Here is an 11,973-nt window from a genome sequence, read left to right on the forward strand (position 1 = left end):
CGGGCGAAAATCCGGGAGGTCCCGGACACCGCCATCATTGCCTCGTCTACCGAACATCGGCTTTCACTCCACGCCTTGAAAACGCTCGGCGCTTACTTCTTTGCGCTCTTCAACCGTCCGAGAAGATCAGCTAGGCCTGCGCGTTTGCGCGGCTTGATCTCGCTGCGGCCGGTCAGAATGTGGGCAATATCGTTAAGGATCTGCACAGTGGCGTGCTTGGGATCCATTTCGCCAAGCATGCGGCCGTTGTTGGACGCCGTTCCGAAGAATTGCGGATCAAACGGGATGACGGCCAAGGGCGTGAGATCGAGCGGTTCGGCAAAGTCGCTCGGCGAAATTTCCGGCCGCTTCGGCATGCCGGCCTGGTTGAGGATCAGCTTCGGCGCGGCGTCGTTGGGCCTCAGCGTGCGCAGCGTATCGACGAGGTTCTTGGTGTTGCGGAGATTGGCCAGTTCCGGCGACGCCGTAATCACCACCTCATCGGCCTGCATCAGCGTGGTCTTGGTCCAGCCGTTCCAGCTATGCGGCAGATCGAGCACCAGCATCGGCGCGCTGCGCTGGGCCGTATCGATGATCTGCTGGAAAGCATCGGGCTCGAAATCATAGGTCCGCTCCAGCGTCGAGGGCGCGGCCAAAAGCGAGAGCTTGTCGGCGCACTGGGCCAGCAACCGGTCGAGATAGACTTCGTCGATGCGCTCCGGCGCATAAACGGCTTCGGCAATCCCTTGCGCCGGATCCTGGTCGAAATCGATATTGGCTGTACCGAAAGCGAGGTCCATGTCGGCAACCACGGTCTCGGACGCAAACAGCGTCGAGATCGCCCAGCCCAGATTATGCGCCATGGTGGACGAACCGACGCCGCCCTTTGCGCCGATAAAGGCGATGGAGCGGCCAAGCGGTGCCGCTTCCGGGTCGACAAAAATGCCGGAAATCACCGCCAGCATGTCGGCCATCGAGATCGGCGCGACGACATATTCGGAAATACCGGAGCGGATCAGTTCGCGATACAGCCAGACATCGTTGTAATGCCCGACAACCACGACCTTCGTGCTGGGATCGCAGACATCCGCCAGCTGCCGCAAAGACGCGATCAGCTCGCGCGGCTCCTGATTGGATTCCAGGATGATCAGGTTGGGCGTGGGCGCGGTATGATAAAGGTCGAGCGCGGTGGCGATCCCGCCCATGTGAACCTTGAGATACGCCTTCGCCATGCGCCGGTCTTCGGCCGCGCGGGTGATCGGTCCAGCTACCCCGTCCGTTTCGCAGAACGCCTGGATCGAAATTCGCGGGATCGGCCGCAACGCGCGCAAAGCCGCTGCATCGTGATCGCTTTCCGACAGGTCCGTTTCGTAGGCGAGATTGGTCATCGATGCCGGTCCCGCCCGTCAGTTCTGGTCGTAGTCGATGGTTGGCGTGAAGGGCGTCTGCTTGCCCTTGTAGTTGCCGATCGCAACGCCGCGGTTCTCGGCGTCGATCTCGCTGGAGCGGCGCGGTCCGAGCAGGTCGGCCGGGTTGGCGATCTGTGCCGCCAGATTGTTTTGATAAGAGCAGCCGAAATTGGCGTAGTGCTTGTTATCGGTGGTGTCACCGATATCCTTCGGCCAGCGTCCGCAAGGCTGCGTATAGGCCTGCATGGCACTATATGAGACGCGGATCGGCGCGTTGGTTTCCGCGCTTCCCGCCCGGTAAGCGGCCGTCGCAATACGATGCGCCGGCACGCCGTTGCGGCGCAGAACCGCAAACATGTCATGCGCCACATTAGAAGCCGCGATCTCGTTGGCCGAGCCGCTCGGCACAACGATCGTCACGGTCGGCTGCGCATCCGTATCGTACTGCGCGAGAAAGCCTTCGAGTGCTGCGCGCTGCATCGCGGTCATCCCGCGATCGGCCATGCCCACCGGCAAATCGATCTTGCGCTCCTTCTCGCCCACGATGATCGGGTGATTGGTGCGATAATCGTCGGGGATGGCGCCGACGGTGACCGAGTCCCGCCCCGATGTCGAGCAGCCCGAAAGCAGCACCACCGCAAGAAGTGCCGACGCCGCAGCCATCCGGCCCGGCACCTTTGACGCGAAGCTGATTGCCTGGAGTGCCATGGCGGCGCGACCCTTGCTCACTTGTAGATGTAGCCGACGACGCCGTGGTAGCGTCCATCAGGAAGGTTGGTCTTCATCGTCCCGTAAACGCGATTGACCTTGCCCAGAAAGAAGCCGGTGCCATCGCTTGCAGGATTGAAGTTGTCATCCGGCTTTGCCAGCTCGTTGCGGGCAACGGGACGGGCAAGATAGGGCGTGACGATGATGACGAGCTCGGTTTCGTTGCGCGTGAATTCACGGCTGCGGAAAAGCGTGCCGAGCACTGGGATCTTCGACAGGCCAGGTGTTGCGCTTACCGTCTGACGCATCTCGTCCTGCACCAAGCCGGCGATCATCATCGATCCTCCAGAGGGCAATTCGATAGTGGTGTCAGCCAAGCGCTTGCGAAGCGACAGGATGTTTTCACCCTGAACCTGTTCGACGTTCTGGTTCGTCGGTTCGGAAACGGTTGTCCGCACCTTGAGACTGATGCGCCCGGGCGAAAGCACGGTCGGAAGAAACTCAAGCCCGATGCCGTAATCGATCCTCTCAATCGACCGGACTGTGACGCCGTTCTCGTTCGTCACATTGGCGACAACGTTGAATTCACCGCCGACGCGAAATGTGGCCTGTTCTCCGGAGATGGCGGTCAAAGTGGGCTCAGCCAGTGTCTTCATGGCACCGGTCTGTTCCATCGCTGTCAACGTGCTCTGGAGGGCAGATCCAAGGCCTAGACCTGTGGCCCCATCGGGGAAATTGCTTCCTATGCCCACAACCGTCTGCCCAAGCGCATTCAGCGTATTGAACTGAACACCGTCCATCTGGCCGATGATGTTGACGCCGAGCTGCTTCATGACATTGCGGTTAACCTCCGCCACCGTCACCTTCAGCGTGACCTGATCCTCGCCGACGATCTTGATCAGATTGATGATCTTGCTGCCGCGCCGCGAGCTATCGGGATTGTTGATCGACACACCGGCCGATGCATCTCCGCCAGAGGCCGTCTGCGAAAACTGGCCAGTCGTGGCTTCACCACCACTGACAAAGACCCCTGCCAGCTGCGCGGCACGCGAAGCATCCAGCGGCGTGTTCACCGTGCCGGTCAACACGACATTATCGTTCAGAAGCTCGACGCTGATGTCTGAACCCGGAATGAAGCGCTCCAAGTATCCTTCAAGCCCTGCAACGTCGCGCTCGACCGCAATCTCGTAACTGCCGATCTGCTCGCCATTGGAACCGAACACGATGATGTTGGTCTGGCCAATGCTCTTGCCAAACAGGTAAATGCGCCGCGCCGTACGCGTCACCGCGTCAGCGACAGCCGGATTGGCGACCAGAATGTCATAGGCATCAGAGCCAAGTTCCAGCACGAAAGACTTGTTCAAGCCGAGCTTGATCGCCTGACCACGGCTGTAACTGCTGCCAACTTCGCCGCCGGCATGAGCGACGGTGACGCCTGGGCTTCCCGGCAAGACCATCATCAGCGCTGCCAAAACAGCGGCTGTCTTCCGGCCCACCTCTTTGCGCATAAACGGTGCGCCAGCAGCGATCATTGACGGGCTCCCTGTTCGGAAATTTCGCCCGACTTGATCAGGCGGACCGTTCCGCGCTTGCCGGTGCCGTTTACGAGGTAGTCGGCTTCGGCGAGGTTCTGTTCCTGCGATTCCGTGATCGGCCGCAAAGCCAGCGTCAGGCGATCGGCCATCTGCTGCGCCACCGTGATGATCTCGGCCTGCTGCGGCGTCAGTTCCAGCGTGGCCGTCTGGCCCACCCTCACCCGCTTGCCGTCCTCGTCTTCCTGGATGGCCTGGTCGATCGCCAGAACGCGGATGTTCTGCAGGATGGTTTCGGTCGTGAAACCCTCGCCGCCCGCACCCTCGGCCGAAGCGCGGCGCGTCATGATGACATCCACGGAATCGTTGGGAAGGATGAAGCCGCCGGCCGACGTGTCGGCCGCAATCTGCGTGGCAACCGCCCGTTTGCCGGTCGGCAGGATCGAAGACATGAAGCTTTGCCCCTGTCCGATCAGCTTGGAGCGCCGAAGCGGCTCGCCCGCATAAATCTCGACCCGCGCGATCGAGCCTTTCAGCGATTCCAACGCCTCCGGTTCGGCGGTTCGCGTGATGAAGCCTTCAGAAACCGCATCTTTCGGCCATGCCTGCCAGCGCAGTTGGCCTTCGATGGGCGACCCCATCGGCACGGTTTCACTGAGAACAAGCACGTCCTCGACAGCAAGCGCTGGCGTCTGGTCAGGCTGCTGAACGGCAACCAGTTCCGGCGCTGCTGAAGCCATGTTCTTGGCGATCCAGCCGGCAGCGATGGCTGCCACGACTGCAACGCCGAGAATAATGACACGTGAAGCGTTCATCGTCAGAGCCTTAGATCAAACGCTTTAGCTGCGTTGATCGAGACACTGACGAGCAAAGGTCAAAGTATGGTTAACAAGAGGCTTATAACCAAATTAACGGCCGCATTATCTTTCGATCACTACGACTAGATCGAAGCTAAGGCCCATGCGCCCAAGGGACTATAGGGAGACGCAAGCAGACCTGCTGCGCCCAACGCTATGCCATACGGTATACCAGCATTTTTGTCAGCCACATGCCGCAACAGCCTGGTGTTGCTGGCAGCGGGGGCGAGCGGGGAATAGCGTAGTGCCAGAAGCGCAAGCGTCAGCAACCCGCCGAGCATAGCTGCCCAAACCAAATACTTAGCCAGCGCAATACTTGGACCCATCCACAGAGCGGTTGCAGTCAAGAGCTTCGCGTCCCCGCCACCCACTGCGCCGACAGCGAAGAGGGTGAATGCGGCCAACAACATGATAATGCCTGCTGCGAGATGAAGTCCGTAGGCCGACCAAGATAAGCCGGCGAGCGGCGCGAGGATCGCAAACCCAGCAACCAGAACGATGGAAATCATGTTCCCAATGGTCATAGAAAGCATGTCACTTCCAGCTGCAAAGATCATGCAAAAAAGAAAGATCATGATGATTGCTGTCTGCAGCATGCTTGTTAATCTTCATCCCTTCACGTCAAAAAAGCAAAGGCCGCCTTTGAGGCGGCCCGAGCTAATAATCTATTGGAGGAATTAATCAGCAGGGGCCGCCGCTGGCTTCTGTGTGTCGTCCAGTTTCTTAGCTACAAAGCTAAACTGTTCGCTAAGGCTGCCGCCCAGCGTGGTCGCGCCCGCAACGATTGCCAGCGCGATCAGCGCAGCGATCAGGCCATACTCAATAGCGGTTGCGCCGGATTCATCCTTGGCGAAACGAGCAAAAATCTTCGACATTGTTTGAGCTCCTACTCAACGTGGTTACAGCATCTCGTCGACGTTCTGCCGTGTCGATCGATTGCCTTGAACCTAGCAGGCACCTGTTGCGATCGGCTTAAGCGACGCGCTTAACAAACAATTGCGGTACTACATCAAAAACGGATCAGCGCCTGTTTCGCGGTCTATACTCTCGCGGGCGCGCTTTAACCGCGCGTTCACCCTTCTCCTTCATTCTTCGTGCATCTCCGCGCGGAACACGATCATGTCGCTGCCTTCAACACGCCGCCCCGTCGCCTCCCTGCTTCTGTCGGCTATGATCTGTCTCGGCTTCTCGGCTGCAGCGCGCGCCGATACCGGCCTCCAGGTGGTGATGAACCAGGCCAAGATCGTCAAAGTCGCGCGCGCGATCGACACGATCGTGATCGGCAATGAAGCCATCGTCGATGCCGCCGTTCAAAACGACACGACGATCGTGCTGACCGGAAAGGGCTTTGGCTCGACCAACGTCGTCGTGCTCGACAAGGAAGGCCAAGCGATCGTCGATCAGCAGGTTACGGTATCCCGGCAAGACAGCGGCTCGGTTCGCGTCTACCGTCGCTCTCAGATGCAGACCCTATCCTGCACGCCTTATTGCGAAGGCGCCTATCGCAACGAAGCTGAGCTGCAGTCGGAAAATGCGCTGAACGGTCAGTAAGCACTCATTTGGATCATTGTCTTAGCGCTCGGTAAAGACAATCCGAACGTTTCTCCGGGTTTCCAAAACGAGACAGCAATCGGGTTCGTTTAAGTTGCTCACGGCGATGCAAGGTCTTGCAGCGGCGAAGAAGCTTAAACCAAAACGGTCATGTTCTTGCGTCATCGAATCCAGTCCAATGCCGTGCTTCGTCTTGCCAGCCGCTTCCTGCGAGATCAGCGCGGCAGCACAGCGATCGAATTCGTGGCGCTCGCGCTGCCCTTTTCGCTCCTAGTCTTCGCCATTCTCGAAAGCTGCCTGTCTTTTGCCGGCCAGCAGGTTCTAGCCAACGCGACGGATGATATCGCCCGCAAGCTGCGGACCGGCCAGATCAAGAGTCTCACCGAGGCTGAACTGAAGAACGATATTTGCGACCGCATCAACATCATCGTACCAGGCAATTGCAGCGCCAATCTCTCCGTAGATCTGCGCACATTCACGACCTTCGCGGAAGCAGCGAAGCTGCGGGTAAAGATCGGCGCGGATGGCGACATCGATACAAGCGGCTTCAAGGTAGAGGTTGGTAAAGCCGGCACCAAGAACATGCTGAGGACGTTTTACCGCTGGCCGGTCATCACAGACCTCATGAGCCGTTCCATGTCGAACCTCAAGGACAACAAGACCCTGCACTTTGCCACGGCGACCTGGCAGAACGAGCCGTTCGATGATTGAGGGTCGGCATGGTCTAGCCACCGGCTACAAGCGGTTGCGCGATAAGGCGAGCGTCTTTAACCGCGATCAACGCGGCGCCGCGGCCATCGAATTCGCGTTTGTCGTTCCAATCCTCCTTTGCATGTATCTCATGACCATGGAAATCTCGCAGGGTATTGAAGCCAACAAGAAGCTTGGCCGCGCGGGCACACTTGTCGGCGATCTCGTCACGCAACAGGACGCGATTACAAGCAGTGAAGTCGACGGCATCCTGCAGATCGGCGACTCGCTGCTTCAACCGTACAATCGCAGCATGCCGGTCATCACGGTTACGGCGATCAACGTGCAAAGGAATACAGAAACGAGGGCGCTGACGGGCAGGGTCTCCTGGTCACGCAGAATGACTGATGGAAAGTTCGCGCCAGTATCTGCCATCGAGGTCGATGTTCCCGAGTTTCTGCGCGTTGAGGGAACCTTCGTGATCCGTGTGGATGCGGCATTGAACTATAAACCGGTGTTGCTCCACGCAGCAGAAGGAAGCGCGCTCGGCATCGGCGCCGCTTTCGACCACCTCTCCATGGGCGAGACCTATTACATGCGTCCGCGCCGCAGCACGACCATCCCCTGCATCGGATGCTGATGCGCCATTCGCAACACCATTTGAGCCCGGCCGCGAACTGACCTATCTGTGTTGCCAATCAAGGTCGGCTTCATGGCGCGCGCGTTTCTCTTCGTTCTCGATTCCTTCGGCATCGGCTGCGCGCCGGATGCGGCACGCTATCGTGATGAAGGCGCGGATACCTATGGCCATATCCGGGCGGCCTGCGCGGCTGGCAATGGCGATCAGGCCGGCTTGCGCAAAGGCCCGCTTCTTTTGCCCACCATGGATGCGCTTGGTCTCGCTCACGCATCCGCCCTGTCGCACGGCGAAGCCCTTCCGCCCGCCGGCACCCTCGGCTTCTTCGGTGCCGCGACCGAAACATCGAGCGGCAAGGACACGCCCTCCGGCCATTGGGAAATCGCGTCCTTTCCCGTTCTTTTCGATTGGGGCTATTTTCCCGCTACGGTGCCGAGCTTCCCGCCTGCACTGACCGATGCGATCATCGCGGAAGCGAACCTACCTGGCATTCTCGGCAATTGTCATGCTGATGGCACCGGCGTGATCGATGCCTTCGGCGAGGAGCATGTGCGAACGGGCAAGCCGATCCTCTACACATCTGTCGATTCCGTGCTGCAGATCGCCGCTCATGAAGAGCATTTCGGCCTCGACCGGCTTTACACGCTGTGCGCCATCGTACGGCGCCTGGTGGACCCGCTCAACATCGGCCGTGTCATTGCACGGCCCTTCGTCGGTGAAGCCGTCGAGACCTTCGTGCGCACGCCCAATCGCCGCGATTTCGCGACGCCGCCGCCCCAGGCCACCTTGCTGGATCGGCTGACGGACCGCGGCAGCCGCGTCATCGGCATCGGCAAGATCGGCGATATTTTTGCCCATCGCGGCGTGTCTGAAACCCGCAAAGGCGCGGGCAACATGGCGATGTTCGACAAGGCGCTCGGCGCGATGGATGATGCCCAAGACGGCGATCTCGTTTTTGCGAATTTCGTCGATTTCGACACCAACTTCGGCCATCGCCGCGATGTGCCGGGCTATGCGGCCGCCCTCGAAGCCTTCGATGCCCGCTTGCCGGAAGCCCTGGACAGGCTGCGACCCGGCGACATGCTGATCCTTACTGCCGATCACGGCTGCGACCCTACTTATCGCGGCACGGATCATACGCGCGAGCGCGTGCCGATCCTCGGCATCGGTCCAGGTTTCAAGCCAGGATCCGTCGGGGTTCGCCCAACCTATGCCGATATCGGCGAAACGATTGCCGAGCATCTCGGCCTTGAGCCCGTTCCTGCCGGCACGTCCTTCCTCCAGCAGATCGCCGCGCATGCCTGAATTACCGGAAGTCGAAACCGTCCGGCGTGGATTGCAGCCGGTGATGGAAGGCGCGCGGATCGAGCAAGTGGAGTTGCGCCGCCCCGACCTGCGTTTCCCGTTGCCGCTGGATTTCGCCGCCCGCCTTCAAGGCCGTACGATCGATGCTCTGGCGCGGCGGGCAAAATATCTGCTGATCCATCTCGACGACGGAACCGTGGTGATCGCCCATCTCGGCATGTCCGGCTCGTTTCGCATCGAGCAGGAAAGCGATCCCGAACCGGAACCGGACGTGCCCGGCACCTTCCATTACGCCCGCTCCAAGGACGAGAAGCACGATCATGTCGTGTTTCACCTCCAACGCCCGGAGGGCTGCGCGCGCGTGATCTATAACGACCCGCGCCGCTTCGGCTTCATGCTGCTGGCCGAGGCTGGCGCGCTGCATGAGCATCCCATGCTCAACGGCCTCGGTGTCGAACCCACCGGCAACGCGCTGGATGGCCTGCTCTTATCGGACATGCTCAGGGACAAGAAGACGCCGCTGAAATCCGCGCTGCTCGACCAGCACCTGATTGCCGGCCTTGGCAACATCTATGTCTGCGAGGCGCTGTGGCGCGCTGCCATCTCGCCGAAGCGTCTGGCCGGCACGCTCGCCGGCAAACCGGGCAAGGAAACCGTTCGCACCCGCCGCCTGGCCGAAGCGATCCGCACCGTGATTGCGGATGCTGTTGCCGCTGGCGGCTCCACCTTGCGCGACCACCGGCAGGCGGATGGCTCGCTCGGCTATTTCCAGCACACCTTCTCCGTTTACGATCGCGAGGGGTCGCCCTGCCCTCGGCTATCCTGCACAGGCGCTGTGCAGCGCATCACCCAAGCCGGCCGCTCCACTTTCTATTGCCCGCGCTGCCAGCGCTGATATGGGTGAGCGACATCGGGCAAACGAACAGGAGGAACGCATGGCCTATGAAACGATCCTGGCGGAAACGCGCGGCAAGGTCGGGATGATCACGCTGAACCGTCCGACCGCACTGAACGCCATCAATTCCGGCCTGACGCGCGACGTGCTGGCCGCACTCAAGGCCTATGACGCGGATCCCGCCATCGGCTGCATCGTCATCACCGGATCGGAAAAGGCCTTTGCCGCCGGCGCCGACATCAAGGAGATGCAGAGCCGCTCTTACGTCGACAACTATCTCGACGACTTCTTTGCCAAATGGGACGCCATGCAGCGCGTACGCAAGCCGATCATCGCGGCCGTTGCCGGCTATGCGCTGGGCGGCGGCTGCGAACTTGCCATGGCCTGCGATTTCATTATCGCGGCCGAAACCGCTAAGTTCGGCCAGCCGGAAATCACGCTCGGCGTCATGCCGGGCATGGGCGGCTCGCAGCGTCTGACGCGCTTTGTCGGCAAGTCGAAGGCCATGGATATGTGTTTGACCGGGCGCATGATGGATGCCGCGGAAGCCGAGCGCAGCGGCCTCGTGTCACGCGTCGTGCCCGCTGGCGAACTGATCGAGGAAGTCCTGAAGGCCGCGGCCAAGATCGCTGACTTCTCGCTTCCGGCCGTGATGATGAACAAGGAGGCGGTCAACCGCTCTTATGAGTTGACGCTTCAGGAAGGCCTTCGCTTCGAGCGGCGCGTGTTCCATTCCATGTTCGCGCTGGAAGACCAGAAGGAAGGCATGTCGGCCTTTGCCGAGAAGCGCAAGCCGACCTTCAAGAACCGCTGAATGACCGACTTGAAGCGTAACGCGTTGCCTGAACAGCCCGGAAAAGCATTGACGTTGCGCGTCGTGGCGCTTATAAGCCGCCCAACCTGTGGTGGCCTTCGGCTGCCGCATTGCTATTTTGTACGGCCTGCCGGCCGGCAGGACCCGTTGAAACAATAGAGAGGCGACATGGCCAATACAGCTTCGGCCAAGAAGGCGGCGCGCAAGATCGCCCGCCGTACTGCAACCAACAAGAACCGCCGTTCGCGCGTGCGCACTTTCGTCCGCAAGGTCGAGGAAGCGCTGCTGGCCGGCGACAAGGATGCGGCCGCAGTTGCATTCAAGGCTGCCGAGCCGGAACTGATGCGCGCTGCCTCGAAGGGCGTTGTTCATCGCAACACCGCTGCTCGCAAGGTCTCGCGTCTGGCTTCCCGCCTGAAGACGCTGTCTGCCTGATAACGCTGGCGGCCTGATCCGGCTTAATACTTGTGTTCGAAAAGCCCGGCGTTCGCGCCGGGCTTTTTTTGTGCCTTTGACCTCCATCAAGGGCCAAATTTGCTTCTAGATCAGCGGTTGGTGAAACAAGCCTCGGCTAAGCTCTTGAGATTCAAGAATGCATGGCTTGGGGAGCAACGGCTCCTCGCCGTTTTCCTTTGCTTAATCAGTGACTTGTAGATGTTTATCCACAGGCTGCCCACAAGGGCGGCAAGTCTTCCTAGCCCTGCCAGAGTCAAGAAGATTCTTTGAAAAAATTTGTTTCGGAAGCACCGAAAACAAGCTTTTCCGAAAAGGGATTGAATCCAAAGAACTTAGAGGATTAACGCGCCACAAAGCGGGCCTAAAACGGCCTTGAGCATTAAGATTTGTTTAAATTTGTCCCTGTCTACCGCTTGTCTCAGCGGCTCCGGACTCGGTAATGTCCAGTCAGCGAGAGGGACGGGCGGGGGCCTTAAACCCGAGCCATGAGGACGATACTGCCGCACCGGCTTCGGTGAACGGGTATCTAAGCCCTTTCGCTGTGTAACGATCGAAGCAATATCCAGCAACTTGAGTTGCGGTGTGCAGGCCAATGCGAATCCGTTGGCCCGCCGGAGGTTTGCCGAAAATCGATGGCGTACAAACTCTGGGTGAGAGCCCGGACGGGGCGTCTTATTTTCTTGGGCGCGCCGCAACGGCTGCGATCGGGAACACAAACGGCGCCTGCTCCAATGGTAGGCGTGAGCATGACGAATAAGGAACGGCGACACATGCATAGCGGCCTTGCAGCGAAGAGCGGGTTTAGCCTTCCCATTCAGACGAATTCCAACGAGGACCAGATGACAACAGGCGACGCAGCCGGTGAACGAGTTTTCGAACGCGTAAAGGTGCAGCTGCGGGCCCGTCTCGGGAACGACGTCTATTCAAGCTGGTTCGGCCGCATGAAGCTTGCGGAAGCCTCGAAGGGCATCGTCCGCCTGTCGGTGCCGACCGCCTTTCTCCGCTCCTGGATCAACAATCATTATATCCGCCAGATCGAAGAACTATGGCAGGCCGAAGAGCCCTCCACGCTCAAGGTCGACGTGATCGTTCGCTCGGCCACCCGCAACACCGCGCCGGCTCAAAGCGAAGCGGCTGCGC

14 protein-coding genes are annotated in these 11,973 nt (G+C 59.9%); 8 read left to right on the forward strand and 6 right to left on the reverse strand.

The features are described 5' to 3' along the window. Nucleotides 1-92: 92 nt before the first annotated feature. The 6 genes from RTX98_RS16985 to RTX98_RS17010 all read right to left on the reverse strand — a co-directional run bounded on the left by RTX98_RS16985 (nt 93) and on the right by RTX98_RS17010 (nt 5,360). Entirely contained in the window at nt 93-1,367 is a 1,275-nt protein-coding gene (locus RTX98_RS16985) for a CpaE family protein (RefSeq protein ID WP_312797998.1), read from the reverse strand. A gap of 18 nt (nt 1,368-1,385) precedes the next feature. Then, nucleotides 1,386-2,096 (reverse strand): CpaD family pilus assembly lipoprotein, encoded by a 711-nt coding sequence (locus RTX98_RS16990; RefSeq protein WP_312797999.1) that lies wholly within the window; start codon nt 2,094-2,096, stop codon nt 1,386-1,388. Nucleotides 2,097-2,113: 17 nt separating this feature from the next. Then, the gene (locus RTX98_RS16995; RefSeq protein ID WP_312798000.1) at nt 2,114-3,628 is read right to left on the reverse strand and encodes a type II and III secretion system protein family protein; all 1,515 of its coding nucleotides are present in this window, start codon (nt 3,626-3,628) and stop codon (nt 2,114-2,116) included. Next, nucleotides 3,625-4,443 carry a Flp pilus assembly protein CpaB gene (gene cpaB / locus RTX98_RS17000; protein WP_312798001.1) on the reverse strand — a complete coding sequence of 273 codons (819 nt, stop codon included), beginning with the start codon at nt 4,441-4,443 and terminating at the stop codon, nt 3,625-3,627. The genes RTX98_RS16995 and cpaB overlap by 4 nt, the downstream gene beginning before the upstream one ends. A 125-nt stretch (nt 4,444-4,568) precedes the next feature. Further along, nucleotides 4,569-5,081, reverse strand: coding sequence for an A24 family peptidase (locus RTX98_RS17005; protein WP_312798002.1), 513 nt, complete (start codon nt 5,079-5,081; stop codon nt 4,569-4,571). An 81-nt stretch (nt 5,082-5,162) separates the two neighbouring features. Further along, nucleotides 5,163-5,360 carry a Flp family type IVb pilin gene (locus RTX98_RS17010; protein ID WP_312798003.1) on the reverse strand — a complete coding sequence of 66 codons (198 nt, stop codon included), beginning with the start codon at nt 5,358-5,360 and terminating at the stop codon, nt 5,163-5,165. A gap of 244 nt (nt 5,361-5,604) precedes the next feature. On the opposite strand from RTX98_RS17010, the gene RTX98_RS17015 reads away from it, so the two are divergent. The 8 genes from RTX98_RS17015 to RTX98_RS17050 all read left to right on the forward strand — a co-directional run. Beyond that, entirely contained in the window at nt 5,605-6,036 is a 432-nt protein-coding gene (locus tag RTX98_RS17015; protein ID WP_416223153.1) for a pilus assembly protein N-terminal domain-containing protein, read from the forward strand. Between the two features lie 150 nt (nt 6,037-6,186). Continuing rightward, entirely contained in the window at nt 6,187-6,747 is a 561-nt protein-coding gene (locus RTX98_RS17020; protein ID WP_312798004.1) for a TadE/TadG family type IV pilus assembly protein, read from the forward strand. Between the two features lie 34 nt (nt 6,748-6,781). After that, nucleotides 6,782-7,366, forward strand: coding sequence for a TadE/TadG family type IV pilus assembly protein (locus RTX98_RS17025; RefSeq protein WP_312798005.1), 585 nt, complete (start codon nt 6,782-6,784; stop codon nt 7,364-7,366). Nucleotides 7,367-7,438: 72 nt separating this feature from the next. Continuing rightward, nucleotides 7,439-8,668 (forward strand): phosphopentomutase, encoded by a 1,230-nt coding sequence (locus RTX98_RS17030; RefSeq protein WP_312798006.1) that lies wholly within the window; start codon nt 7,439-7,441, stop codon nt 8,666-8,668. Then, nucleotides 8,661-9,563, forward strand: coding sequence for a bifunctional DNA-formamidopyrimidine glycosylase/DNA-(apurinic or apyrimidinic site) lyase (gene mutM / locus RTX98_RS17035; RefSeq protein ID WP_312798007.1), 903 nt, complete (start codon nt 8,661-8,663; stop codon nt 9,561-9,563). Before RTX98_RS17030 ends, mutM begins: the two co-directional genes overlap by 8 nt. Nucleotides 9,564-9,603: 40 nt before the next feature. Further along, nucleotides 9,604-10,377, forward strand: coding sequence for an enoyl-CoA hydratase (locus tag RTX98_RS17040; RefSeq protein WP_312798008.1), 774 nt, complete (start codon nt 9,604-9,606; stop codon nt 10,375-10,377). A 168-nt stretch (nt 10,378-10,545) separates the two neighbouring features. Next, nucleotides 10,546-10,812 carry a 30S ribosomal protein S20 gene (gene rpsT, locus RTX98_RS17045; protein WP_189503819.1) on the forward strand — a complete coding sequence of 89 codons (267 nt, stop codon included), beginning with the start codon at nt 10,546-10,548 and terminating at the stop codon, nt 10,810-10,812. A gap of 860 nt (nt 10,813-11,672) precedes the next feature. Then, a partial coding sequence (locus tag RTX98_RS17050; protein ID WP_312798009.1) for a DnaA N-terminal domain-containing protein occupies nt 11,673-11,973 on the forward strand: 301 nt, incomplete at its 3' end.

The organism is Tianweitania sp., from assembly GCF_032053605.1.
Classification (GTDB): domain Bacteria; phylum Pseudomonadota; class Alphaproteobacteria; order Rhizobiales; family Rhizobiaceae; genus Tianweitania.

Excerpts from the sequence above, each read along its gene's own strand:
- rpsT (WP_189503819.1), top strand. The coding sequence starts at position 10,546 with ATGGCCAATACAGCTTCGGCCAAGAAGGCGGCGCGCAAGATCGCCCGC.
- RTX98_RS17005 (WP_312798002.1), bottom strand. The coding sequence starts at position 5,081 with ATGCTGCAGACAGCAATCATCATGATCTTTCTTTTTTGCATGATCTTT.
- cpaB (WP_312798001.1), bottom strand. The coding sequence starts at position 4,443 with ATGAACGCTTCACGTGTCATTATTCTCGGCGTTGCAGTCGTGGCAGCC.
- RTX98_RS16995 (WP_312798000.1), bottom strand. The coding sequence starts at position 3,628 with ATGATCGCTGCTGGCGCACCGTTTATGCGCAAAGAGGTGGGCCGGAAG.
- RTX98_RS17015 (WP_416223153.1), top strand. The coding sequence starts at position 5,605 with ATGTCGCTGCCTTCAACACGCCGCCCCGTCGCCTCCCTGCTTCTGTCG.
- mutM (WP_312798007.1), top strand. The coding sequence starts at position 8,661 with ATGCCTGAATTACCGGAAGTCGAAACCGTCCGGCGTGGATTGCAGCCG.
- RTX98_RS17020 (WP_312798004.1), top strand. The coding sequence starts at position 6,187 with ATGTTCTTGCGTCATCGAATCCAGTCCAATGCCGTGCTTCGTCTTGCC.
- RTX98_RS17030 (WP_312798006.1), top strand. The coding sequence starts at position 7,439 with ATGGCGCGCGCGTTTCTCTTCGTTCTCGATTCCTTCGGCATCGGCTGC.
- RTX98_RS17010 (WP_312798003.1), bottom strand. The coding sequence starts at position 5,360 with ATGTCGAAGATTTTTGCTCGTTTCGCCAAGGATGAATCCGGCGCAACC.
- RTX98_RS16985 (WP_312797998.1), bottom strand. The coding sequence starts at position 1,367 with ATGACCAATCTCGCCTACGAAACGGACCTGTCGGAAAGCGATCACGAT.
- RTX98_RS17040 (WP_312798008.1), top strand. The coding sequence starts at position 9,604 with ATGGCCTATGAAACGATCCTGGCGGAAACGCGCGGCAAGGTCGGGATG.
- RTX98_RS16990 (WP_312797999.1), bottom strand. The coding sequence starts at position 2,096 with ATGGCACTCCAGGCAATCAGCTTCGCGTCAAAGGTGCCGGGCCGGATG.